Source organism: Psychroserpens sp. AS72 (assembly GCF_038900375.1).
Classification (GTDB): domain Bacteria; phylum Bacteroidota; class Bacteroidia; order Flavobacteriales; family Flavobacteriaceae; genus Psychroserpens.
Map to the genome: position 1 here is coordinate 112,025 of NZ_JBBMRC010000008.1, position 24,353 is coordinate 136,377.

A 24,353-nucleotide genomic window follows, 5' to 3' on the forward strand; every position below is an offset into this window, starting at 1 on the left:
TGTTGATTAATAGTTCACAAAATACTAGTTGCTGTGATAAAATTTTAGCGTAGATATACCTGATTTTTAATTACAAGTCAATGAAATAGACAAAAAATTATAGGTTCCAATTTCCGAAGTAATAAACCCAAAAATCCATCAAAAAAAACAATCAAAATCCATAACTTTACAGCACCTAAAAAAACACAAGCAATTATGGAATATAGAATAGAAAAAGACACAATGGGTAACGTAAATGTGCCTGCAGATAAACTTTGGGGAGCGCAAACAGAACGTTCTCGTAACAACTTTAAAATTGGTCCAGTCGCATCAATGCCTTTAGAAATTGTGTACGGCTTTGCATATCTTAAAAAAGCTGCTGCTTATACCAACTGTGAATTAGGTGTTTTGTCTAGTGAAAAACGTGATTTGATAGCACAAGTTTGTGATGAAATTTTAGAAGGAAAGCATGATGATCAGTTTCCGTTGGTGATTTGGCAAACTGGTTCTGGGACGCAAAGTAATATGAACGTTAATGAAGTAATTGCGAATAGAGCACATCAAATTGCTGGTAAAGTGATTGGTGAAGGTGAGAAAACGATACAGCCAAATGATGATGTGAACAAATCACAATCGTCTAATGATACGTTCCCTACAGGAATGCATATTGCTATTTATAAAAAGATTGCAGAAAACACCATCTCTGGTGTGATTCAATTAAGAAATACATTACACGAAAAATCAATCGCTTTTAAAGAGGTAGTAAAAATTGGTCGTACACATTTAATGGATGCGACACCTTTAACTTTAGGTCAAGAATTTTCGGGTTACGTGTCACAATTAGATCACGGATTGAAAGCCCTTGAAAATACGCTTCCGCATTTAAGTGAATTAGCACTTGGAGGAACTGCAGTTGGTACAGGTCTAAATACTCCTGATGGTTATAGTGAATTGGTGGCCGAATATATTGCAAAATTTACCGACTTACCATTCATTACCGCAGATAATAAATTTGAAGCACTTGCTGCTCACGATGCTTTAGTAGAAACGCATGGTGCTTTAAAACAACTAGCAGTTTCGCTTAATAAAATTGCAAATGATATTAGAATGATGGCTTCTGGTCCTAGAAGTGGGATTGGAGAAATTACAATTCCTGCTAACGAACCTGGAAGTTCTATTATGCCAGGAAAAGTAAATCCAACACAATGTGAAGCCTTAACAATGGTGTGTGCTCAAGTTATGGGTAACGATGTTGCTGTGACAGTTGGTGGCACGCAAGGTCATTATGAACTTAATGTATTTAAACCAATGATGGCTGCAAATGTGTTACAAAGTGCGCAATTGCTTGGTGATGCTTGTGTAAGTTTTGAAGAGCATTGTGCTGCAGGTATTGAACCAAACCACGAAGTTATTAAACAACTACTCAACAACTCTTTAATGTTAGTGACTGCACTAAATACAAAAATTGGATATTATAAGGCTGCGGAAATAGCAAATACGGCACATAAAAACGGAACAACTCTAAAAGTAGAAGCTATAAATCTTGGCTACGTCACTGCAGAAGATTATGACGAATGGGTAAAACCAGAAAATATGGTTGGCACTATAAAATAACGATTAAACGCATTAAAATTCGATAAAACGCTAATTTGTTAGTGTTTTTTACATATATTAGCATTTAAAATAATTACTATGAAACTAAAATTACTTAGCTTATTAACTTTATTTGGAGCTTGTACAATGATGTACGCTCAAACAACTTTTGAACCAAAAGTTACTATTGACTCAAACACTGGTAATAATCCCTATACGATTGCAACAGGTTTAATTGATGGTGATAGTATTTTAGATATCATTATTGGTACCGACGTAGATCATATTATTGTTTGGTATAAAGGTAATGGTGATGGCACTTTTATAAAACAAACAGCAATTGTTAATTCACTTATAAATGTTGGTGCTGTTAAACTTGTAGATCTTAATGGTGATGGTAGTTTAGATCTCCTTGCTAGTGGTTTTGGGAGTTATGCTACTTCTACCTATGGTAACAATAGTAAACTTGTATGGTTTGCGAACGATGGTGCAGGAAATTTTGTAACTGAGCAATTAATTACAGATGCTTATGATGGATTAAGTGGTTCATTCGTAGGTAATATTGATGCAGATAGTAATATTGATATTGCTGTGACGTCATCTGTCGATAATCAAGTTATTTGGTTCTCTGGTGATGGATTTGGAAATTTTGGTAGTGCTAATATTATAGATAATACATTAGCTGCTCCAGGTGTTATAAATATGAAAGATATTGATGGAGATGGTGATTTAGATGCTATAATTGCTACTGCAGTATATAGTGGTGATGTCATAGAAATTTTTAGAAATGATTTATTTCCTGGTGGTAGTGTTGCGTTTACCAAAGATGCTACATCAGTAGCAACAGGTAAAAATGGAGTTTTTAATGCTACTTTTGAAGATTTAGATGGCGACGCTAATTTAGATATTTTGGCGACAGAGGTTTCTTATGGTAGTGGACCAACAGGTAATTTTTATTGGTATGAAGTTGATGAAGTTGATGAATTTGGAGTTATACTTAGTTATACAGAAACTCCTTTTGTAACTTCAATTGTAAATCCATCTGTTGCGCAACATGTTGATCTAGATGGTGACAGTCTTAAAGATATTATTTTAAGTAGTGGTTCATCTGGTGCTGGTTATGATCTCGTTTGGTATAAAAACAATGGTGGAACTTATGGTGCTGAACAAGTAATTGACGATACATCTAGCCAAGCGTTCGTTTATGATGTTGCAGATTATGATGGAGATGGTGATTTAGATATTGCAAGTTGCGCTTATAACCAAGATGACCTTAACTATTTCTCTAACAACAACATTGTTTTAAGTACAAATGATTATAATTTAGAATCGTTGAGCATCTTCCCTAATCCAACAAAAAATGTTTTAAATTTTAAAGGTATTTCTTCGGAAACTTTAAACCTTGAGGTTTTTGATATCTTAGGTAAATCTGTCCTTAATACTTCAATAGAACAAAACGGAAGTTTAGATATTTCTGCTTTAAACAGTGGACTATATATCATTAAATTTGAAAATACAAATACAACTCACAAGTTTGTAAAACAATAAAGATTCATTCTTACTATAAAACAAGCAAGTGAATTTTTATTTACTTGCTTGTTTTGTTTTAAACCCATTTAATGACCATGCGTAATTTTTTATTCTATAGCCTTTTTATTGTCTTCGGAAATTTTAATGCATTTGCACAAACAACTTTTGATAAAACGCAATCTATTGTACTTCCACTTCCAGGTGGAAATGCACCTTACAACATTGCATCTGGCTTAATTGATGATGATGCTTTTCCTGATATCGTATTGAGTACCACAATTGGAGGTACAGTGTATTGGTTAAAAAATGATGGTACAGGAAATTTTGATTTACAAACAGCTACAATTGGTTTGTTAAACAGTGCAGGAGGTGTTGCCATTGCTGATTTAAATAATGATGGTTTTAATGATGTCGTTTCAACATCATCTGGTGATGGCACATTAGTTTGGTTTGAAAATGATGGTCTAGGTAATTTTGGTCCTGAACAAATTATCACATCTACTGTAAATGGTCCAGGTCAGGTCTATGTTAGAACTATAGATAACAATACATCTTTAGATGTTGCTGTTGCTGCTTACAATGGAAATGAAGTCATTTGGTTTGCAAATGATGGCTCAGGAAATTTTGGAACAAAAAACATCATCGATAATACAATTATAAGTCCTGGTGCTTTTGCCATGAAAGATATTGACTTTGATGGTGATATAGATTGTGTTATTGGAAATGCAATTGCCTTTGGAGTACCAAACGATTGTAAAATTGAAGTTTTTTATAATGATGGCAACGGAAATTTCATAGCAGATACCAATATTGTATCCTTAAATTCTAAAGATTATATATTTAGTATCATGGCAGAAGATGTTGATAACGATTCTAGCTTAGATATCTTAGTTACAGATATCACAGGAGATGCTTCTTGGTTTAAACGCACTCAAGTTTCTCCAGGCACAGCAACTTATGTAGAAACAGCAATTAGCACTAGTATTGCCAATCCTGCTTGCTTAGATTTAAGAGATTTAGATAATGATAACATAAAAGATTTTATTCTCACTAGCGCTTCATCTGGAGCTGGAAATGACATCGTTTGGTTTAAAAGTGATGGTACAGGTAATTTTGGCCCAGAACAAATAATTGATGATACACAAAGTCAAGCGTATACCATTACGTTTGCAGATTTTGAAAATGATGGTGATTTAGACATTTCAACGATTGCATATAATGATGACAAAGTCAATATGTTTAAAAATTTAAAAATTGTGTTATCAGTTTCAGATATTGAACATGCAAACATTACAATGTTTCCTAATCCAGCAGAAGACAAGCTCCATTTTAATGGTATAACAAATGCTTCGGAAATATCTATTTTTGATAGTCTTGGTAAAATCATTAAAACTCAACAACTGCAATTACATGAAGCAGTTGATGTTTCCGAGTTAAAAACTGGAATCTACTTTCTGAAATTTAATACCACCAATACCGTATTTAAGTTTATTAAAAAATAGAGACCTCTAGCCTACTTTTCTAATGATATAATTTTTAAATTTAGACTTTATATCATTACTATGTCCATACTCATTACCAACATCAAAGAATTACTTCAAGTTAGAGAAACCAACATTACTATTGTTAAAGGCAAAGACATGAAAATCTTGCCTATTCTTAAAAATGCTTATGTTTTAATTGAACATGATACTATTGTTGAATTTGGTAGTATGGATGATTTTGAAAGCCTAGAAGCTGATGAAATTATAGATGCGAAAGGTAAAATTGTAATGCCTGCTTGGTGTGATTCTCATACGCATATTGTATATGCAGGTGATAGAACTCAAGAATTTGTAGATCGAATTAATGGCTTGTCTTATGAGGATATCGCAAATCGTGGTGGTGGCATTTTAAATTCTGCGGAAACATTACAAAACACTACAGAAGATAGTTTATATGAACAAGCAGCCAAACGTCTTACCAAAGTTATAAAATTAGGAACAGGAGCTATTGAAATAAAATCTGGTTATGGATTGACTATAGAAGCAGAATTAAAAATGCTTCGCGTTATTAAACGATTAAAACATGAGTTTCCAATAAGCATTAAACCAACATTATTAGCTGCACATGCCATTCCAAAAGAATTTACAAATAATAAGAATGGTTTTATTGATTTGGTTGTTAATGAGATGATTCCTGCAGTTGCTAAAGAGCATTTAGCCGACTATATTGATGTCTTTTGCGAAAAAGGCTATTTTGACTTAGAAGATACCGAACGTGTTTTAAAAGCAGGAATTAAATATGGGATGACACCAAAAATTCATGTCAATCAATTTAATGCATTTGGAGGTGTTGCGCTTGGTGTTAAACACAATGCACTTTCTGTTGATCATTTAGAAGAACTTACTGATGATGATATTTCGGTTTTAAAAACATCTCATACAATGCCAGTTGCCTTGCCGTCTTGCTCCTATTTTTTGAGTATTCCTTATACTCCTGGACGACAAATAATAGATGCTGGTTTACCATTAGCTTTAGCAACAGATTATAATCCTGGTTCTACACCTAGCGGAAACATGAATTTTGTAGTCTCTACAGCTTGCATTAAAATGAAGTTAACTCCAGAAGAAGCTATTAATGCAGCAACAATTAATGGAGCTTATGCCATGGGAATTTCTAACAACTACGGAAGTATTTGTAGAGGTAAAAAAGCAAACTTAATCATCACCAAAGCAATTCCTAGTTATTACCATTTACCTTACGCATTTGGCGACAATCTAATTGAAACCGTTATAATTAATGGTCAAAAATTTTAATTTATCTAAACATCAGTCGCTTTCTAAACAATGTATAGCAAAAGGGCTTCCAGATTTTAGTTCAGTGTTCAATTACATTAAACAATTACCTTATGGAAGAAATACCAATCGAAGTGACTTCGCATTAGTTATAAAAGAAAACAAAGGCACTTGCTCTACAAAACACGCTTTTTTAAAAGCAATAGCTACTGAAAACAATACTGAAGATATAACATTGTGCTTGGGTATTTTTAAAATGAATAGAGAGAATACGCCAAAAATTAGTACTGTTTTAGATGCTTATCAATTAGAATACATTCCTGAAGCGCATTGTTATTTAAAAGTGAATAACAAAATCATAGACATTACTTTTAATGATAATAAACCACCTGCTTTTGTAAAATCTTTATTACAAGAAGAATTCATCTTACCAGAACACATTGGAGACTATAAGCTAAAACGCCATCAATCATTTTTAAAGTCGTGGATTATAGAAAAAAATGTACCGCTAAATTACGATGAACTTTGGAAGGTTAGAGAATTGTGTATTGCACAACTTTCCGAATAAAAACAAAAAAAAATCTGAAAGCTCAATTGTGAACTTCCAGATTTTTCAATCTAACCTAACTTATCTTACTTATTTCAGCGTGAATTCTGAAGAAGAAATTAATTCCTTATTATTAAAAACATTTACAATGTAACGTCCTTTTTCAAAATCTTCATTTGGAGCAACAAACTCACAAATGTTTAAGTTTCTATTTTCGTAATTAAACTTACTAATTAAGCTATAATTTAAAACGGTATCGTCAAACTGTATTTGATCATTAGAACCCAATACATTGTTTTTAGGATCTAAAATTTGCACATATAATTCTTTATCTCCAGCACCAACTAATCTGTTTTTTGCAACAGTATAACATACTTTAAGTTTATCACTACGCTTAGCACGTTCTGTTGGAATTAATTTACCTGAGCTTCTTTCAATCACACCAAATCCTTTAAGATCTGTAGTTTGTAAAACTGCAGCATTTTCAACAACTTCTGCTAATTGTGTGTTTTGCACTAATAAAGAATCTGTAAAAACCGTACGTTCTGCTAATTGAACCGTTGTACTATCTAAAGTCGTTGCTAATAAAGAGTTTTCTACTTTAAGTTTATCGTTCTCTTTCATTAAAACATTCATTTCCTCTTGTAAAGCCATGAATTTCTTTTTGTATCTCCACAAACTACTCACACTATTTTGAGAAATTTTTAATGAATCCATCAAACCTTGTATACGTCCTCTAGCTTCTTCTAAACGCTCATTTGAGACTTCATTCTCACCAATAGCAACATCATATTGTTTTGCCATTGTACTCAAATCTGCCATCACTTGTTCTTTCTCACGAGTTAAAGACATTTCGTTTTCTTTTTTCTCATTATAAAGTTTTGATGTGTAAAATCCTGTACCTAAAAACAATGCTAGTAATACACCTAAAGCAATTTTTAATCCTGTACCCTTACTATTTGAATTTTCCATAAGTTACTTTTTGTTTAAATTATTTAAAAAAGTTAATCTTTAATTTTAGTTAATCGTTTTTGAAATTGAAAATAAAAAAACTGTACTTTTAATTCGCCAAAATTAAACAATTTTGTTAATGGACAATTTAAAACCTTTTACTACTTCAGAATTAAATTCTATTCTGAAAAAACGCTCTAAAGAAACCAAACTTGGAGAACATATCTCATTACTTCCCAACTTCAAGGATATATACGAACAATTGTTAAAATTAGACGTTTCTTATGTTATTTTTGGTATCAAAGAAGATATTGGAGTATTCGCAAATTACGGAAATCCAGGAACTTACAATGCTTGGGATGCAGTCATTAAAATTTTGTTAAACATTCAAAGTAATGCACATACGCATGCCAAAAAAATAGCAATTTTAGGGTGTTTAGAATTTCCGAAGTATCAAGAACAAGTCAACGAATTTGATCAAAGTAAAAAGAAAGACATCGCAAAAGCAAGAAAAAAAGTCGATACAATTGATGAATCTGTCTCTTTTTTAGTGTCTCAAATTGTTAGTGCAGGTAAGATTCCTATTATAATTGGAGGTGGTCATAATAATGCCTACGGAAATATTAAAGGCACTTCATTAGCGCTAAATAAGCAAATCAATGCTATAAATTTTGATGCGCATCATGATTTTAGAGCTGAAGAAGGTCGTCATAGTGGCAACGGATTTAGTTATGCATTTGCTGAAGGGTTTTTAAAAAACTACTTCGTTTTTGGTCTGCATGAAAATTATACATCTGATAGAATTTTTAGAACCTTAAAAAAACTTAAAACTATTAAATTCAATACGTTTGAGAGTATGATGGTACGACGAGAAAAATCTTTTGATGCTGAAATGAATCGTGCTTTAGAACATATTTCATCAAAACAGTTTGGGTTAGAAATAGATTGTGATGCCATACAAGATTTGCCAAGTAGTGCGATGACTCCTAGCGGATTTGCAGTAAATAAAACAAGAGCTTTTGTTAATTTCTTCGGAAAACAAGAGCATGTAGCTTATTTGCATATTTGTGAAGCTGCTCCTACTCCAGAAACCGAAACTCAAGTAGGCAAACTCATTTCATACCTCATTACTGATTTTATTAGAGCGCATGAAAGCATTTGAGATCATTCCGTTTGAAAATAGATATGCCAAAAACTTCTATGAACTAAACATTGAGTGGTTACAAACCTATTTTTATGTTGAGCCTTTTGATGAAGACGTGTTAAGCAAACCAGAAACTTACATTATTGATAAAGGTGGTCATATTTTCTTCGCTAAATCTAATGATCTCATTCTAGGTACTGTTGCTTTGATGCCTACAAAAGACCCTTTAGTTTTTGAGTTGACCAAAATGGCAGTATTGCCTAATCAACGCGGACAAAAAATTGGTCAACACCTACTTCAACATTGTATCGATTTTGCAAGAGAGCATAAATTAAAATCACTCATGCTCTACTCTGCTACCAAATTAGAAAACGCGATTTATATTTATAGAAAGCTTGGGTTTATAGAATTGAAGCTAGAAAAAAATAGTCCTTATGTTCGTAGTGATATTAAAATGGAATTGACCTTTTAGGTTTTATAGACTATATCATATTGAACGTAGTGAGATATCTCATTATCCTTTCGTGAGAGATTCCTCCTATTGTCGGAATGACAAATTTATTAAGAATAGGAAAGCATTTCATTTGATTCCTCTTGAATCACCTTATGCTTATCTTATCGACTAATCAAAATGAATTTTCTAGTATGACATACAATTCAACACAATACGTATTATTATCATCACATAATCCAACCAAAGTCTCAACCAACAATTGATTTACAGTCTCATCATTAGGATAAATTGCTCGTGCTAGTGTAAACTCTGAATGTGCACCAACTAAATTATTTGCTTTCAATCTATTTATCCCAGAATTCATTAAGAAATTATAAACAGATTTATTTTTATGCTCAATACGTTCCCTTTTTTGCGTATTTCTAATACTATGATAGTCTGTAAACTCTGGTATTTTATAATACAAACCAATGGCAACTAAACCTATAAATAAAAAACTAAAAACAATATAAAGATTACTGGATTTTTTTGATGGCTGCAATTTAAACACTCTTTCATAAGTAGAAAGGGTGTTGCAAGTTGGTCTTCGTTTTCTTTTAGAAAACGGTTTTCTTGGACCTTGTTTATAAATCCAAGAAGCCATACCTAATCCCATGTAACCTCCCATAATAGACTTTACTTATAAGTCTGAAAATCATGGGTTTTGTTACAGAAATTGTGGAGGTTTTATTTAAATAATTTATGTTTTTTTAAAACTAAACTATTCCTGTTGACAACAAGTTTTTCATTATTAAAGAACTCCATACTTAAGTCATCGATGTAAAGTATTACTTCAAAAGATGTATTCATTTCTTTAACAGAATAGGAATAAACTTCATCTATATTTGTGTTAATATAAAAAGAGTCAATAATCCATGAATCATCAATTAAAATAATTCCCTTTTCATTAGTAATTCTCTCTAAAAACAAATTTCCAACTTTAAATTTCACCAAAGAATTAACAAATGGCTTTTTATAACTATCGTACAGTTGAAGTTGTTTGCTTTGGATGTTTTCCTTTTCAATGACTTCAATCATATCGGATTTAAAATAATCATCACTTATTAAAATTAAATCACTTCCTTGAAGTTTCCATTTTCCTTTGCTCCTAGAATCATATAAGCCTGAAACTTGCTGATAACTAAAGGTATTGTCTTTATTGATTTCTAATTTTGTGAAAGGTTTTCCGTCCTTAGATTGATATATGCCAATAACATCTTTTACAACGGGTTTATGAATTGAACATGACAAAAATGTTATTGCACCTAGAAATAAACTAAATACCATTCTTAAAACATTCATTATTAAAGCATTTAATTATTCCCTTCCAAAGCCTTCAAAGAATCCAATTTCCGCTGTAAGGCTTCAATTTCAGAAGTATTCTTATTCACTTTTGGAATAACCGTTAAAGAATCTATCATACTTTGTAAATCTTCGTCTGTGATTTCTTTTTCGTAATAATAACCAATGCCTTCACTTGCTCTCCAAGCTTCGCCTAATTGCTTATACACTTCTTCATCCCAAGTACTAGGGTGTTTTACGTCAATCCAAATAACATCACGATACTCACTATCTACTAAAACTAAATCTGGTGTAGCAGATCCATCAAATTGTTTTGCATCTGTATCACTAATTGCCGAAATTGTTCCTAAAAAGAACATACGTTTACGTCCAGCTATGTCTTTTATATAGGGTCTAAATTCTACCGGAGAATTAGCTGTCCAATCTATCTCTTTTTTAGATTCTTTAACTTTTTGAGGCATCGCAGAAACACCTGCATAACCTTGCTTTTTTGTAGCATGATCATAATAATACAATTTATCTGTACCATCTGCTGGTACAAATATGCTATAGCTTAAACTTGTGCGCTCTGCTCCTACTGGCTCCAATCCAAACCAATGGTATAAACCTGTGTAAGCATCACTTTCTGAACCTGAAAAATCAAAGTCGGTGACGTAAGGTTGCTGATTTTGATCTTTAGGCATTTCTGGAATTTTAACTGCTGTCAACATATTCCATGGTAATGGATCACTAAATCCACCAAGAAATTTTAAAGATTCTGCTTGTAATCTAGATACTTTTTCTGCCAACGTATTTTGTTTGGTTAAGTATGGAAAGTTTTGCATCTCTTCTGGAGAGATAAATGTTCCTTTTCCTATAGTGATACGCTCTAAATAATCATTCATATCGTGTTCACCACTGTCAATAACCATAACACCTCCAAAACTTGGATATGGGAAGAAAAAACCTTTCCACTTAATTAAACTCACAACCTGAACCCATGCTCCCGAATCATTTTTCATGTAAAATGTATCGCTAGGCTCATAATTGATAAGCATCCACGGATTAAAACGTTGCACAACTGCATTGTACGTATTACGACTAAATTTTAAAGTTTCACCTATTGAAAAGGTTACTGAAATTCTATTTTCGTTAGAAAAACGAGGAAATGGTGTTGTGCTAGATACAGCAAATACTTCTTCGGTATTATCACTTATTTGTTGAAATGTATAATTCTCAGACGGTTGAATAGCCATCGTCCATTTATTTTCATCCTCAATACGAACTAAGTGTGGAAGAGATACATCTTTGGTTTCTCCAACACTTTCATTTGCCATTGTAAAAATGTTTTGCAAAGGTTGGATACGCTCGTTACGAGTTAATGGTAATTCGTGAATTTCTACTTTATTTAAATCGTTAAACACATTGTATGTTTTCATATAATCATACATCTTAAAATGCCATCCTGCTACATATAACAACCCAAAGAACACTAATAATAAAGCCAAAACACCTAAACGTTTTCCTGTGCTGGCAGAACTTCTAAATTTTTTAAGTCCGAAAAATAATACCAACAGACTTAATAGAATGATGAAGATATATTTCCGAAGAAATAATAATCCAGGTTGGTAGTCATCTCGAAAAGCAAATAATGCAATGAGTAGAATTAAACCTAAAAGTATGGTTATGAATTTTTGCTTTGCGCCTTTATTCCAGTATGATTTGATCATTGGTTGTATTTTGTCATTCTGCGCTACGACGCAGAATCTGTTTTAATTTATTTTCAATCTCGTTCACACTTTGACTGCAATCAGTGTGACAGTTCTTATTACATTAGACCCTTATCTTTTAATCGGTCACGTGCAGATTTATCGTCTGCTTTTGGCTTAGGATCTACTTTTAATTCTGCTTTGGCTTCTTCAACAACCTTAGCGTCTCTAGTTTTTAAATCCTCAATAAAGTCTTTTCCTTTTTCTACAGCATGTTCAAATTTATCTTCTAAAGATTCACTTTGTTCTTCTAAAACTTGTCCTGATTTTAATACAATATTGGCTAAATAGGTTCCTAATAAAGTTCCTGCAGCAAATGAGGCAAATGCTGAAACTCCTACATAACTTCCAAATATTGAAATTGGTGTTAGGAATTCAACAATTAAAGCTGCAATTAACACCAAAGTGACAATAAATAATATACGTGGTAAAATAGATCGCTGATATATGAATCCTTTTTTACTATTTGGAGCCATTTGCAATTCTTTACTATTGACTATCTTATTTACAAAGCGATAGAGTCCATTTCCGTTAGATTCTCTCCAATAGAGAAAAATCCCAAAAAGTACTGCTGCAATAAATATTATTATTTCTATTCCCATGGTTATCCTATTTTGTCATTCTGCGCTACGACGCAGAATCTGTTTATATTTTACCAATCAAAAGATAAGTCATTCCAATTTGGAATGTCATTTTCAATTAATTCGATTTTCCATTCTCTATTCCAATTTTTCAATTGTTTTTCTCTTTTTATAGCATTATCAACATATTGAAATTGCTCAAAATACACTAGTTTATTTAAATTATATTTAGGAGTAAACCCATATACTAATTTGTTTTTATGCTCATACATTCTTCGTTCTAAATCATTTGTAACACCTAAATAAAGTGTTCCCTCTTTTTTATTAGTGACTAAATAAGTATAATATTGATGATAATTACCTTTCATAAAGTTTGAGATTCCGCATCAAGTGCGGAATGACAACCACTTATAAAGTTAGTCTAAAAAAATCAAATATTGTTACTAATTGTCTCAATGACCCAATCCTTAAGAGAATCATCCCAAGTTGTATATTGTTTATAAAACTCTTCTTTGTCATACCAATACAAAAACAACACATCCTTTGGTGCTATGTTAACTAACAACTTCCAAATTAAATCTTGATGATTAGGACTCAAGCTAGAATGTGGTTCGTGCATGGCTGCAAATAAATCGTCGTCTATTATATCTGAAATTTTATATTGATTACTCGTTTCTAACTTTTCTACATAACGCTCTACACTCATCACTTTTTTACGCGTTTCTATATCCACTTTATTTAAATAACTTTTAAATAATAATGGATCATTAAGAATATCTCTAATAGGATGTTGAGTATCTTTTAAATGCTGAGCAAACTCAAATTTCTTTATACGTTCATAACGTTTAGACTTTATCATTTCTTCTAAATCATAAGCGATTATGATATGATCACGAAGTTTCTCCATGAGTTCTGGTTGAGAAATATGAAAAATTGTTACGTCATGAAGCGTATCTTTAATTGCTTCTTTATACCATTTCATATCTTCAAACACGACAATTGGTGTGATAAAATCTCGAAGCACATATACACCTCCAAATGATTTTGTATAGAATGAATCTGTGACATAATTTACAGATCGTAATTCTAAATCACGTTCTCTTAAATCACCATATTTATTAGCCGATTCTAATAATTGATTATGTAAGTCCTCGTCAATAAAATTGTTACCTGTTTTAAACTTTTCAATAAGTTGTAATTGCTCCTCTCTAACATGATCTAGATTATCTATAAGATGAAATTTTATGGTAACAATTTGATATCTCAAAACATCTAATGGCTCATAAAAAGCATCTATACTTTGATCAAAGTCGATACAAATAGCAGAATCTCTAGTAATATCATTAATACGCTCTCCATGTACTTTAAACACAGATTGCATCATTTCTCTATCAAATGTATGATAAGGAATGTAAACAGGTTTCTTGTTTTGCAAAGGCGAAATGATAATACCATGCGGATTTGATTCTCCATTGCATAAGTAATTTCCATTCTTTTTTTCTTCGGAAATTTCCGGACTCCAGCCAATACCATCAATATGAAAATGAGTCAGCTTTGTTTCAGTAAAACCCAGTTTTTTTAAGCATTTATTATAACGCTCAACGAGTTTTCCACTCACTGGAATTAATTCACTTCTATATAAATTTGCTGCTTTTAATTTTTGCATCTTGTTTCCGCAAAAGCGGTCATCTTTTTCATTATTAATTCTAAAATATTTTAATTTGAGCGTGTTGTAGCAACATGATTGTTTTTGCATCAATAATGTCTCCATTTGCTAATAAACCTATGGCATCATCAAAAGCTATTTCAATAATTTCGATATCTTCATTTTCAGAGGCTAATCCACCACCTTCGTTTGTTTTCATCGATGAATCATAAGCACCAATAAAACAAGAAAAACGTTCTGTACTGCCTCCTGGAGTTGCATAAGCATCATATACTTTTTCGAGGTTATTAATTTGATAACCTGTTTCTTCTAGCAGTTCCCGTTGCATTGCCGTTTTTGGTGATTCATCATTATCATCAATAACTCCTGCAGGCACTTCTAACAAAAACCCAGTTTCATGTTTATTTAAATACGCAGGCAACCTAAACTGTTTTACTAAAATAATACTACGTTTTTCGAGATTATAGAGTAAGGCAGCAGCTGCATCACGACGTTCTAAAACTTCCCACGTATTTGTAACCCATTGTTTATTTTTGAGCTGATAATCAAATTTAAATTCTGACAGTTTAAAAAACTTATCAGATAATACATGTCGTTTGATATCTTTTACACGATTACTCATGGTTATGATTTAATTCCAAATTGCTCTCTAGCTTCTGTTTCTATGTTTAATTGGTTGATTCTTGCATCTACTTTTCGTTTAAAATCGGTATCTGCAATCGTCGCAACATTATCCAAATAGCGCACAACTTCTTGTCGGCGAATTTCAGAAAAATCTAAGCCTTTCATATTTGCTCGCATCAATTCCTGAAGCATATTAAACTTTGTCTCATAATCCTTTTTGAAATAAATTTCTGGATTATCAAACCAATCTTCTTCTAAATCAAAATCTGTTAATCGTAACGACACAGCACTTTGTATATTTCTCACATCACGAGATGAGAAGAATGGAAAAATCTTTTGAATCTCCTTATATAAATTAGCATAAAACAAATGGTGGTTGGTTTTAAAATGCTTTTCTGTTTTATCATAAGCGTCTAAAACACGTACTTCTGTAGGCTTGTCAGATACATTAAAGATTTCTCCCATGTTTTTTGCTAATCCTTGATCTTGCAAATAACTATAGTTTTCTGGACCTTGCATATTCACAAAATCTGGCATAGTTGTATCCAACTTTCTCCACCATAAATGATCTTGATCTAAAAAGTCGTGCTCAGTTCTTGCTCCATCAATTTTGAAACGACCTTGTACACGAGAAATGACCGCTTTATCTAGCATTTCAGGTAAATTTGTGAATAATCCAATAGAACTATTTCCGTAGTTAACAGCATAAGCGCCTTCAGTATATCTCAAAAATACACCAATAACTTCTTTTACACCTGCGGAAACTCCCTGAGCTGTACGTTCTTGCAAATTGTTTTCAGCATCATCTATTGGAGCAAAAATCAATTTACTTGGATCTTGCATTGGTTTCATCCAATCTACCATTTTTTCTGCTGAACCACCTTGAAAGGTTGAAATCAACGTGTCTGGCATTGGGTGAAACAAAAATGGAATATCTAAATTATCTGAATGTTCTTTTAATCGCGTCGCAATTGCTGCAATCAGCATACTTTTTCCTGTTCCCGGAATTCCGTAACCCATAAACACTGGCATAAATCCACCTAATTCTTGAAACGGATTCTTTTTTGCTTCAAAATCGTAACTCAACATACGTTCTGTCAAACGACGTGCAAAATGCTTTGCATCTCTGTTACCTACAATTTGTTCAAACTGAATTTTATTAAACTCAACACTTTTTGCTGTCCCTTGAAATACATTATCCCAACCTGCAACTGCAAATTCTGAGTCTTCTAATTTATAAGTTCTATCAACTATCGTTTCAGTATACTCCAAACTGCTTTTACGCATTTGGATTTCGGCTATTAAAGCTTCAAAATAAACAACGGTAAAATCAATGACGTCTTTATCAGTTTTTATGATTTCTGGATGTCCTAAGTATTTATCGTAATAAAATAAGGCACATGAAATCCCTTTTAAAGGAGACATTAGAGACACTTCAGGAATGCCAGCAAATTTGTTTTTCATGACGCTTAAATCGTCTGAAGCAACGGATTTTAAATCATGTAATATTTTGTAAGCAGTCGCAAACAACATAAATGCTGTTGCCGTTTGCATTTTACTTTCATACTCACGCTTTCCTGAATTATCTAGAGCAGATCTGTTTTCTGCCAAACTAGATAAACCAGAAGAATCGTAGTAACTATCTTTGGTCCAAATCCCTAAAGTAATTCCTTCTTGAACCGCATACAGTGTTTGATTTAAGTGTATTGGAATTGCTATAGACTCTGGTAACAAACGTTTTTTAAGTTCTAAAATCGTTTTTGAAACCGAAGTGACATCTGTGGCTCCATTTCCTTTAGCGCGAGATAAATACAATAATATAGACTCATCTTTTGCGTCTTTATCTTTGTTTTTTGCTCTCTGACCTTGTTCCCATTGAATACTTTTTATATAGGAAGTTGCTTCATCACGAAGCATATCGAGTTCATTTTGTTTTATAGGAAATGTTGAGTTGTGTTCCATGTTTTAGTTCAATGTTTTAAGTTTAATATTCAAAGTTCACTTACTCAACTTCTTGAGATTTATGCTTTAAACTTCTATACTTATTATTATTTTAATCATCTATCAAATTCTCCTCCTTTAAAAGGAGGAGTGGATTTTGCTTTTTAGCAAAAGACGAGGTGGATTTTAACCCTTCCGTCTTTATTCTGTTTTCTCAGAATAAATCCATCTTCCCTAAATAAGGGAAGGAATTATTTTGGTCTTTTATTTTTTCATTGTCAAGTCTGCAATTTGAATAGGTGCTTTAGCTAACTTATTCATAATCTCAGGTGTTTTATTATATAGTAATTGTATAATTCTATGTGGTGCAAAAACGTAACGTTGTCTAAAAATCGCATCCCATTTTTGAAAGGTTTGCTTACTAAAAAAACTTCCTTCTTTAAATTCACTTTTTGAGCTTACTTCATCAATTTTAAATGAAATCGCATAAGACTCTAATGGGATTGCTTTTTCTGCAATTCCTTGTAAAATAGCATGCGTTACTTTGTTTTCATCTTTTGCAAACACGTTGTGGATTGGACCTAAATCGACACGTTTTATGAGCTTTGGAAACATATTTGGGACACGCTTATCAATACCATAAGCCATGGTATCCATTGCCATTTCTCTATCTGCTACTGTTTTTAATGCGTAGTAAATCTCTTCTCTGTCTTTTGTTGGGTTACCATCATAATTAAAGTACATGTAGCAAATAAACGGACGGTTGTGTGACACATCATAAAAACTCCAACTTACCATATATTCTCCAGGAGAATCTTGAGGTGCTTCTATAATTTTACCTTGTACAAAACGATTAAAGATGTATTCTTTTTTAGCTGATGTATAATATACAATTGAAGACGCTTGAAATAATTTGCGCTTAGCAATTGGTTCTTTCTTTCTTAATAAGGTATCTAAAAATTCTTCTTTTAATACATTTACATCTGTTAGCTTACCTAAATAATCGTCACGCAATTCTAAATCATTAAACAAATAACGAAACTCTAAATAATTAGGAAATCCTGAGTCTGTTAAATCTACTTTCATGTTTTCTTCGTCGTCATACATGTATTTTACACGCATAGCTTCAATGGAATATAAAAGTAAATCTGAATATTGCTTAAACAATAAAATTTCTTTCTCTTCTAAGATTTGTTTTTGTTGTACAGCTACAATGAGCTCTTTGAGAGAGAAGTCTACCATTTTATGGTAGAACACATATTGCTCTTTGGAGTCTAATATTGCAGAATCTAATGGTGTTACAATCATTTTTTTTCGCTCTTAGCTTTTAGCTATTGGCAAGTAGCCATAAGCAAACTTTTGGTTTTTCTTTGTAATTTAAATTATAAGTAGACATCGCGTTAAGGATGGAGCAATTGTTGGAGCTCCTCAAAGAGAGCGACTTGCGAGAGCCTGACCTTTTGCTATCCTGCACTTTGACAAGCTCAGTGACCTGAATCGCAAAAGGTAACGCTATCATAATTATTTTAAGACAATAAATCGTCGTCGTTAGCTTCTGGCTTTGGCTCACCTTCTGGCTCTCCTCCTCCATCACCTCCTGAAGGTGCATTAGCATCTGCAGCATAGTAATCTTCAAAAATCTCTTTCATATCGATACCGTAACGCTCTGCAAAATTCTTTTGAATTGATTTATCTTTCTCTCTAATTTCGTTTAAAGCCTCTGCATAACTTCCATAAACGCCTTGCATCACTTTTTCATGAACTGGAATATTATCCATCATTTCTTGACGTGCTTTAGCACTTGCTGTATGCATAGAAGCTAATGTTTCTCCAATATGCTCATCTGTTTTAACACCTAAATGTTCTAAAATTGCAGCGAATTCTTGATCTGTACGAGCTTTTAAAGCAACAACGTAACCGTCATAATATTTAAGACGTTCATCTGTATCACTCTTTAATTTTGCTCGATGCGTTTGTAAATTACTACGTAAAGATGTTAATACTTTAATTGTTAAATTATGTTTATGTACAAAACTATCTTTTGAAGCTGCAAGCGTTGTATAGGCGTTTTTAAGACCTTCTAACTCTTCTACTTTTTGTTCTAATGTTGTGACTTTACTTAAAGCCTCTGAGTACTCTGTAGATTGTTTATCTGCTACTTCTTCTAAAGCTTGACGCGATTGCTTAAGTATGGCATACTGCTCTTCTAGTTTGTCTTCGACTTCTTTTTTCTTCTGAAGCGCTTTAGTATGATTATTACTCGCTTCTACGATAGCTGTTTTTAAACTTTCTTCAACTTCTTTAATTTCTACTTCTCTATCTTTTAAACGTTTGATAGCTGCCTGACTTTTAAATGATAATTCATTTAATAAGGTTTGTACATCTGCTGTTTCAATACGTTGTTGAAACATTGCTTTTGCTTTATTATCTGCTGCATCACGAACTTTTTGAGCATCTTTAAGCTCTTGCTCTGCGTTTTTGATTTTTCCTTTTCTTCCAAAGAGGTTATTCCAAAACGTATCTGGTTTTGCATTGGCATCTTCCAATTCTATTTTTGCACGCTCTAAACGTTTAACAGCATCGTCTATGATTTTTTGTTCTGCTGCGTTTAATGCAGAAAAACCTTCAAACATAATACCAACTTCGTCTTGATAATCGGTCAAATCTTTAATCGCATCTAATAATGTAGTACGATCTTTCTCTGCCATATCAACAACATTATCTAATGTAGCATTTAAGATTTTTTGACGACTTTCTGGATCATCTTCTTGAGCAAGCTTTGACTTCATTTGGTCAATGGCTTTTCCCCAATTAACATCTACTTTTTCAGTTTTTTCGTTGGAATTTGTTTCTAATAAATCAAAATCATCAGACATATTATATTTTGTATTTAATACTATTTCTTAATTATTATAAGAGCTAATATTGGTTGAACACTATTTAGGACTAGCAATTTCGTTAAAAAATCTGATTTTATAAACATAAACTGCCTAAAATATATGTAGTAAAAGGTAATGTTTTGTTACAAACTATTTTCTTAATTAAACTGTTATTATCTTTAGGTTCTAAAAATATAGATTATGAAATATTCCTATTTACTATTGTTATCGTTGTGTTTATCAATTTTCTCTTGTAAAACAGACCCAAAAGAGCAAACTGCTAATACTCTAGAAACCAACACGAAAGACTTAATTATAAAAACATCTACTCAAGAAAAGAAATTAAGTATCAGTCCAATATCACATGCTACTATGGTTTTATCGTATGGTGAAGATGATATTTATGTGGATCCAACAGGAGGTGCTGAAGCTTTTAAAGGGTTTTCTTCTCCGGAAATCGTCTTAATCACAGACATTCATGGAGATCATTTAGATATTGAGACCTTAAAAGCATTAGATCTGTCTCATGCAACTGTAATTGCTCCAAAAGCTGTAGTTGATAAATTTCCGAAGGAATTAAAACTAGGAAAAAGCGTAACATTAAATAATGGCGATTCTATAAATTTAAACGGTCACTTATTTGAAGCCATCCCAATGTACAATTTACGTGAAGAAGCCTTAAAATATCATGCTAAAGGTCGAGGAAATGGATATGTTGTAACTATAAATAATGAACGTATTTACATCTCTGGAGATACTGAAGATATTGCAGAAATGAGAGCTCTTGAAAATATTGACAAAGCTTTTGTTTGTATGAATTTACCGTATACAATGACTGTTGAAAGTGCAGTAAGTGCTGTTTTAGAGTTTAAACCAAAGCAAGTTTACCCATATCACTATAGAGGAACTGACGGTTTTAGTGATGTTGACAATTTCAAAACACTTGTTAATCAGGGTGATGAAAGCATAGAAGTAGTGCAGTTAGATTGGTATAAATAATAGAGTTATTAACTATAAAGGATCGAGTTGTTCATAAATTCTATCGATAAAGTGTGTTTTTTTTCAGATAAAGTGCTTTTATATATATTTATTTTGTACATTTGAAAACCAAATCATTATAAATATAGCGATATGCTAAACTCCTATCCATCAAATATTTCACTTGTTAGCACGATGCAACTTACTATAGTTCTTATCGTCACTGCTTCTATATTCTTAATTTTTATTGCTGTAGCAATAATCAAGATGTATAAATTGAAAGCAGAAAACAAACGCTTATTGGATAATAGTTTCTATAAGTCTGAAATTGATAAAAGCTATCAAGATTTTACTGATGGTCATTTATATGATAATAACAATTAGTCATGATAGATCTTTTAGCACCGAGTATTTCTATAATTATAACTATAGCTTTTGCTCTTAAAGCAAAAAAATATCTTTACGTTCATGAGCATGAAAATTCAATTAAAAAAGAACTTGAGACCTTTGAAACAAACTTAGAAACACTAAAAAAGTTAGACTTATCAAATAATTATAAAATAAGTTCAGAACATATTTATTAAATAGTTTTTGGTTCACTTCGCCTCATTTCTAACACGCTCAATGACCAACAATGAGTGACCATAATTAATTTTTAATTTAGATTATCTTACTAATTTTTTATATTTAATTCGCTTAGGCATTAAGTCTCCACCCAAACGCTTTTTCTTATTCTCTTCATACTCTGAGAAACTACCTTCAAAGAAATAGACTTGACTATCACCTTCAAAAGCTAAAATATGCGTACAGATACGATCTAAAAACCATCTGTCGTGAGAAATAACTACTGCACAACCTGCAAAATTTTCTAGACCTTCTTCTAATGCTCTTAATGTATTGACATCAAGATCATTGGTTGGCTCATCTAAAAGTAAAACATTGCCTTCTTCTTTTAATGTCATTGCTAAATGCAAACGATTACGTTCACCACCAGACAATAATTTAACGGCTTTATTTTGTTCGCTACCAGAGAAATTAAAACGACTTAAGTACGCTCTAGAATTGACCTGCTTTCCTCCCATCATAACCATTTCTTGCTCATCACTAAAATTTTGCCAGATTGATTTTTCGGGATCAATATTAGAATGCTTTTGATCTACATAAGCCAGTTTAGCTGTTTCACCAACTTTAAATTCGCCTTTATCTGGAGTTTCTTCTCCCATAATCATTCTGAAAATTGTTGTTTTACCAGCACCATTTGGTCCAATAACTCCAACAATACCAGCTTGAGGTAAATTGAAATTTAAATCTTCATACAATAACTTATCATCATACCCTTTACTAACACCAATAGCCTCAATAACATTTGTACCCAAACGAGGTCCATTTGGAATGTATATTTCTAACTTTTCGTCAAGCTGTTTTTGATCTTGACTCATTAATTTATCGTAATTATTTAAACGAGCTTTTTGTTTGGTTTGACGACCTTTAGCACCTTGACGAACCCACTCCAACTCACGTTCTAATGTCTTTTGACGTTTAGATGCCGTTTTGCTTTCTTGAGCCATACGCTTAGATTTTTGATCTAACCAAGAAGAGTAATTCCCTTTCCAAGGAATACCTTCACCTCTATCGAGTTCTAAAATCCATCCAGCAACATTGTCTAAAAAGTATCTATCGTGAGTTACTGCGATAACAGTTCCTTTATATTGTGCTAAATGATGTTCTAACCAATGTACAGATTCTGCATCTAAGTGGTTAGTAGGCTCATCTAACAATAATACATCTGGCTCTTGTAATAATAAACGACATAAAGCAACACGACGACGCTCACCACCAGAAAGCACACCAATTTTCTTATCACCATCTGGAGTTCTTAAGGCATCCATTGCAATTTCTAATTTGGTATCTAACTCCCAAGCATTTTCTGCATCAATCTCATCTTGAAGCACAGCTTGTCTATCCATTAACTTCTGCATCTTATCTGCATCTGAATAGACTTCTTCAAGACCAAACATGTCGTTAATTTTATTGTATTCATCAAGAATAGCTACCGTTTCTGCAGCACCTTCACGAACAACTTCCATAACCGTTTTATCGTCATCTAATTGTGGTTCTTGTTCTAAAAACCCAACCGAATAATCTTGTAGAAAGGTAACATCACCTTGAAAATTTTTATCTACTCCTGCTATAATTTTAAGCAACGTAGATTTCCCAGAACCGTTAAGTCCTAATATTCCTATTTTTGCTCCATAAAAGAAGCTTAAGTATATATTTTTTAAAACTGGTGTTTGCGCACTTTGAAATGTCTTGGTTAAACCAGACATTGAGAAGATTACTTTTTTATCGTCACTCATAGTATTGTTGAATTGTTGAGTTATTTTTAAATGAAATTTTAAATTAATTTACAATTAATCGTTTCTATTGTAGTTATAGAGCTTACCGAAAAGCTACATTCTACCTTTTCAATTTTGTTTTTACAGCTTATGTTGATCAAAATACTTTCAAAACAAGATAATTATTTTGATTTACAGAAACTACCCTTTGCTTGGTATTGATTTAGTCTTCAAAAGCTACATTCTACCTTTTAAAGCATTAAACACCCAAGCTATACAGAAAAATCCACCACCAACAGCAGCAAATCCCCATCCAGCAACATCATCGTATCTAAATGCTCCTAAAGCGATTAAACATAATCCTACTATTATCATTATAGTGGTAGCCCAAGCTAGGACTGTATTTTTATTCATTGCCATAATTCAATTTTTATTAAGGGAAATACAAATATCGCATTTTTTAACCAAAAAAAGCACTCCGTTACAGAATGCTTTTTAGCAATTAATCAATTAAAGTTGACTTAATTCATTGGAACTTCAATGAACAGTAGTTCTGAGTTTTCATTAGCTTTAACTGAAAACTCTTTTGTTTCTGAAATACCTAGAGCATCACGAGACTCTAAAGTATCATTTCCAATAGTAACATCTCCACTTATCACCATAACATAAACACCATGATTTTGGGTTTTAAGAGCATAACTTAACGACTTGTTTTCATCTAAAAACAATCTTGATATTTTTGCATCTTGATAAATTTTTAATGCACTATCATCATCTTCATCTATAGAGGTTACTAGAGTTTGAAACTTATTATCTCTACCCTTTTCTTCAAAATACTTTTGATCATATCGAGGTGAAACTTGTTGCTTATTTGGTATAATCCATATTTGAAACAAACTCAAATGTTCATCTATAGATCCATTAATTTCAGAATGTTGCACACCTGTTCCTGCAGACATCACTTGAACTTCTCCAGGTAACACTTGCTGCCATTCGTCATGTACTATATTATCTCTATGCTTAAGCACTCCTTTTAATGGAATTGTAATTATTTCCATATTATCATGAGGATGTGTTCCAAATCCCATTTTAGGAGCTATAATATCATCGTTTAACACACGTAATGCTCCAAAATGCACTTTGTCTTTATCATAAAAATTTGCAAAACTAAATGAGTGGTTTGCTTGCAACCATCCATGATTTGCAAAACCTCTATTCTCTGCTTTGTGAATTATTGTTTTCATTGTTTGTTATTATTTTAAGATGAAGCTGACTTAGACTCGT

24 protein-coding genes are annotated in these 24,353 nt (G+C 32.3%); 10 read left to right on the top strand and 14 right to left on the bottom strand.

Annotation, left to right across the window (positions count from 1 at the left end; all coding sequences use genetic code 11):
• Positions 1–195: 195 nt before the first annotated feature.
• The 5 genes from fumC (at position 196) to WNY78_RS14295 (ending at position 6,447) form a co-directional block, all read left to right on the top strand.
• A complete protein-coding gene (gene fumC, locus WNY78_RS14275; protein WP_342873888.1) occupies positions 196–1,593 on the top strand; it encodes a class II fumarate hydratase in 1,398 nt (465 codons plus the stop codon).
• A gap of 78 nt (positions 1,594–1,671) precedes the next feature.
• Positions 1,672–3,120: a T9SS type A sorting domain-containing protein gene (locus WNY78_RS14280; RefSeq protein WP_342873889.1), complete on the top strand. Its 1,449-nt coding sequence runs from the start codon at positions 1,672–1,674 to the stop codon at positions 3,118–3,120.
• Positions 3,121–3,197: 77 nt separating this feature from the next.
• Entirely contained in the window at positions 3,198–4,604 is a 1,407-nt protein-coding gene (locus WNY78_RS14285) for a T9SS type A sorting domain-containing protein (protein ID WP_342873890.1), read from the top strand.
• 60 nt (positions 4,605–4,664) lie between these two features.
• Entirely contained in the window at positions 4,665–5,900 is a 1,236-nt protein-coding gene (gene hutI, locus WNY78_RS14290) for an imidazolonepropionase (protein ID WP_342873891.1), read from the top strand.
• Positions 5,884–6,447: a hypothetical protein gene (locus WNY78_RS14295; protein ID WP_342873892.1), complete on the top strand. Its 564-nt coding sequence runs from the start codon at positions 5,884–5,886 to the stop codon at positions 6,445–6,447. The genes hutI and WNY78_RS14295 overlap by 17 nt, the downstream gene beginning before the upstream one ends.
• 69 nt (positions 6,448–6,516) lie before the next feature.
• On the opposite strand, the gene WNY78_RS14300 is transcribed toward WNY78_RS14295, so the two are convergent.
• Complete coding sequence (locus WNY78_RS14300) at positions 6,517–7,398, bottom strand: chromosome partitioning protein ParA (RefSeq protein ID WP_342873893.1); 882 nt, start codon at positions 7,396–7,398, stop codon at positions 6,517–6,519.
• Between the two features lie 118 nt (positions 7,399–7,516).
• On the opposite strand from WNY78_RS14300, the gene WNY78_RS14305 reads away from it, so the two are divergent.
• Both WNY78_RS14305 and WNY78_RS14310 read left to right on the top strand, forming a co-directional pair.
• Positions 7,517–8,539, top strand: a complete 1,023-nt coding sequence (locus WNY78_RS14305) for a formimidoylglutamase (protein ID WP_342873894.1) — start codon at positions 7,517–7,519, stop codon at positions 8,537–8,539.
• Positions 8,526–8,993, top strand: a complete 468-nt coding sequence (locus WNY78_RS14310; RefSeq protein ID WP_342873895.1) for a GNAT family N-acetyltransferase — start codon at positions 8,526–8,528, stop codon at positions 8,991–8,993. The genes WNY78_RS14305 and WNY78_RS14310 overlap by 14 nt, the downstream gene beginning before the upstream one ends.
• 154 nt (positions 8,994–9,147) lie before the next feature.
• Here WNY78_RS14310 and WNY78_RS14315 read toward each other — a convergent pair whose 3' ends face one another.
• The 10 genes from WNY78_RS14315 to WNY78_RS14360 all read right to left on the bottom strand — a co-directional run bounded on the left by WNY78_RS14315 (position 9,148) and on the right by WNY78_RS14360 (position 19,752).
• The gene (locus WNY78_RS14315; RefSeq protein WP_342873896.1) at positions 9,148–9,642 is read right to left on the bottom strand and encodes a hypothetical protein; all 495 of its coding nucleotides are present in this window, start codon (positions 9,640–9,642) and stop codon (positions 9,148–9,150) included.
• Between the two features lie 59 nt (positions 9,643–9,701).
• Positions 9,702–10,316: a hypothetical protein gene (locus tag WNY78_RS14320; RefSeq protein WP_342873897.1), complete on the bottom strand. Its 615-nt coding sequence runs from the start codon at positions 10,314–10,316 to the stop codon at positions 9,702–9,704.
• Between the two features lie 11 nt (positions 10,317–10,327).
• Positions 10,328–12,025 carry a hypothetical protein gene (locus WNY78_RS14325; protein WP_342873898.1) on the bottom strand — a complete coding sequence of 566 codons (1,698 nt, stop codon included), beginning with the start codon at positions 12,023–12,025 and terminating at the stop codon, positions 10,328–10,330.
• A gap of 98 nt (positions 12,026–12,123) precedes the next feature.
• Positions 12,124–12,666, bottom strand: a complete 543-nt coding sequence (locus WNY78_RS14330; RefSeq protein WP_342873899.1) for a hypothetical protein — start codon at positions 12,664–12,666, stop codon at positions 12,124–12,126.
• A 50-nt stretch (positions 12,667–12,716) separates the two neighbouring features.
• Positions 12,717–13,013: a GIY-YIG nuclease family protein gene (locus WNY78_RS14335; RefSeq protein ID WP_342873900.1), complete on the bottom strand. Its 297-nt coding sequence runs from the start codon at positions 13,011–13,013 to the stop codon at positions 12,717–12,719.
• Between the two features lie 62 nt (positions 13,014–13,075).
• Positions 13,076–14,311 carry a DUF6638 family protein gene (locus tag WNY78_RS14340; protein WP_342873901.1) on the bottom strand — a complete coding sequence of 412 codons (1,236 nt, stop codon included), beginning with the start codon at positions 14,309–14,311 and terminating at the stop codon, positions 13,076–13,078.
• Positions 14,312–14,351: 40 nt separating this feature from the next.
• Positions 14,352–14,933 (bottom strand): NUDIX domain-containing protein, encoded by a 582-nt coding sequence (locus tag WNY78_RS14345; protein ID WP_342873902.1) that lies wholly within the window; start codon positions 14,931–14,933, stop codon positions 14,352–14,354.
• A 2-nt stretch (positions 14,934–14,935) separates the two neighbouring features.
• Positions 14,936–16,897, bottom strand: a complete 1,962-nt coding sequence (locus WNY78_RS14350; RefSeq protein WP_342873903.1) for an AAA family ATPase — start codon at positions 16,895–16,897, stop codon at positions 14,936–14,938.
• Positions 16,898–17,140: 243 nt separating this feature from the next.
• Complete coding sequence (locus WNY78_RS14355; protein WP_342873904.1) at positions 17,141–18,184, bottom strand: hypothetical protein; 1,044 nt, start codon at positions 18,182–18,184, stop codon at positions 17,141–17,143.
• Between the two features lie 218 nt (positions 18,185–18,402).
• Entirely contained in the window at positions 18,403–19,752 is a 1,350-nt protein-coding gene (locus WNY78_RS14360; RefSeq protein WP_342873905.1) for a microtubule-binding protein, read from the bottom strand.
• 204 nt (positions 19,753–19,956) lie between these two features.
• Here WNY78_RS14360 and WNY78_RS14365 point away from each other — a divergent pair, with 204 nt between their 5' ends.
• The 3 genes from WNY78_RS14365 to WNY78_RS14375 all read left to right on the top strand — a co-directional run bounded on the left by WNY78_RS14365 (position 19,957) and on the right by WNY78_RS14375 (position 21,317).
• A complete protein-coding gene (locus WNY78_RS14365; protein WP_342873906.1) occupies positions 19,957–20,754 on the top strand; it encodes an MBL fold metallo-hydrolase in 798 nt (265 codons plus the stop codon).
• Positions 20,755–20,886: 132 nt separating this feature from the next.
• On the top strand, positions 20,887–21,117 hold the full coding sequence (locus WNY78_RS14370; RefSeq protein WP_342873907.1) for a hypothetical protein: 231 nt from the start codon (positions 20,887–20,889) through the stop codon (positions 21,115–21,117).
• Between the two features lie 2 nt (positions 21,118–21,119).
• Positions 21,120–21,317: a hypothetical protein gene (locus WNY78_RS14375; protein ID WP_342873908.1), complete on the top strand. Its 198-nt coding sequence runs from the start codon at positions 21,120–21,122 to the stop codon at positions 21,315–21,317.
• A gap of 81 nt (positions 21,318–21,398) precedes the next feature.
• Here the strand turns inward: WNY78_RS14375 and ettA are convergent, their stop codons facing one another.
• From ettA to WNY78_RS14390, 3 genes are all read right to left on the bottom strand, one after another.
• Entirely contained in the window at positions 21,399–23,090 is a 1,692-nt protein-coding gene (gene ettA, locus WNY78_RS14380) for an energy-dependent translational throttle protein EttA (RefSeq protein WP_342873909.1), read from the bottom strand.
• 216 nt (positions 23,091–23,306) lie between these two features.
• Entirely contained in the window at positions 23,307–23,489 is a 183-nt protein-coding gene (locus WNY78_RS14385; RefSeq protein ID WP_342873910.1) for a CAL67264 family membrane protein, read from the bottom strand.
• A gap of 101 nt (positions 23,490–23,590) precedes the next feature.
• Positions 23,591–24,313 carry a pirin family protein gene (locus WNY78_RS14390; RefSeq protein ID WP_342873911.1) on the bottom strand — a complete coding sequence of 241 codons (723 nt, stop codon included), beginning with the start codon at positions 24,311–24,313 and terminating at the stop codon, positions 23,591–23,593.
• Between the last annotated feature and the right edge of the window lie 40 nt (positions 24,314–24,353).

Bases quoted from the DNA above. Each gene is read 5' to 3' on its own strand.
- fumC (WP_342873888.1), top strand. From the start codon at position 196: ATGGAATATAGAATAGAAAAAGACACAATGGGTAACGTAAATGTGCCT.
- WNY78_RS14280 (WP_342873889.1), top strand. From the start codon at position 1,672: ATGAAACTAAAATTACTTAGCTTATTAACTTTATTTGGAGCTTGTACA.
- WNY78_RS14285 (WP_342873890.1), top strand. From the start codon at position 3,198: ATGCGTAATTTTTTATTCTATAGCCTTTTTATTGTCTTCGGAAATTTT.
- hutI (WP_342873891.1), top strand. From the start codon at position 4,665: ATGTCCATACTCATTACCAACATCAAAGAATTACTTCAAGTTAGAGAA.
- WNY78_RS14295 (WP_342873892.1), top strand. From the start codon at position 5,884: ATGGTCAAAAATTTTAATTTATCTAAACATCAGTCGCTTTCTAAACAA.
- WNY78_RS14300 (WP_342873893.1), bottom strand. From the start codon at position 7,398: ATGGAAAATTCAAATAGTAAGGGTACAGGATTAAAAATTGCTTTAGGT.
- WNY78_RS14305 (WP_342873894.1), top strand. From the start codon at position 7,517: ATGGACAATTTAAAACCTTTTACTACTTCAGAATTAAATTCTATTCTG.
- WNY78_RS14310 (WP_342873895.1), top strand. From the start codon at position 8,526: ATGAAAGCATTTGAGATCATTCCGTTTGAAAATAGATATGCCAAAAAC.
- WNY78_RS14315 (WP_342873896.1), bottom strand. From the start codon at position 9,642: ATGGGAGGTTACATGGGATTAGGTATGGCTTCTTGGATTTATAAACAA.
- WNY78_RS14320 (WP_342873897.1), bottom strand. From the start codon at position 10,316: ATGAATGTTTTAAGAATGGTATTTAGTTTATTTCTAGGTGCAATAACA.
- WNY78_RS14325 (WP_342873898.1), bottom strand. From the start codon at position 12,025: ATGATCAAATCATACTGGAATAAAGGCGCAAAGCAAAAATTCATAACC.
- WNY78_RS14330 (WP_342873899.1), bottom strand. From the start codon at position 12,666: ATGGGAATAGAAATAATAATATTTATTGCAGCAGTACTTTTTGGGATT.
- WNY78_RS14335 (WP_342873900.1), bottom strand. From the start codon at position 13,013: ATGAAAGGTAATTATCATCAATATTATACTTATTTAGTCACTAATAAA.
- WNY78_RS14340 (WP_342873901.1), bottom strand. From the start codon at position 14,311: ATGCAAAAATTAAAAGCAGCAAATTTATATAGAAGTGAATTAATTCCA.
- WNY78_RS14345 (WP_342873902.1), bottom strand. From the start codon at position 14,933: ATGAGTAATCGTGTAAAAGATATCAAACGACATGTATTATCTGATAAG.
- WNY78_RS14350 (WP_342873903.1), bottom strand. From the start codon at position 16,897: ATGGAACACAACTCAACATTTCCTATAAAACAAAATGAACTCGATATG.
- WNY78_RS14355 (WP_342873904.1), bottom strand. From the start codon at position 18,184: ATGATTGTAACACCATTAGATTCTGCAATATTAGACTCCAAAGAGCAA.
- WNY78_RS14360 (WP_342873905.1), bottom strand. From the start codon at position 19,752: ATGTCTGATGATTTTGATTTATTAGAAACAAATTCCAACGAAAAAACT.
- WNY78_RS14365 (WP_342873906.1), top strand. From the start codon at position 19,957: ATGAAATATTCCTATTTACTATTGTTATCGTTGTGTTTATCAATTTTC.
- WNY78_RS14370 (WP_342873907.1), top strand. From the start codon at position 20,887: ATGCTAAACTCCTATCCATCAAATATTTCACTTGTTAGCACGATGCAA.
- WNY78_RS14375 (WP_342873908.1), top strand. From the start codon at position 21,120: ATGATAGATCTTTTAGCACCGAGTATTTCTATAATTATAACTATAGCT.
- ettA (WP_342873909.1), bottom strand. From the start codon at position 23,090: ATGAGTGACGATAAAAAAGTAATCTTCTCAATGTCTGGTTTAACCAAG.
- WNY78_RS14385 (WP_342873910.1), bottom strand. From the start codon at position 23,489: ATGGCAATGAATAAAAATACAGTCCTAGCTTGGGCTACCACTATAATG.
- WNY78_RS14390 (WP_342873911.1), bottom strand. From the start codon at position 24,313: ATGAAAACAATAATTCACAAAGCAGAGAATAGAGGTTTTGCAAATCAT.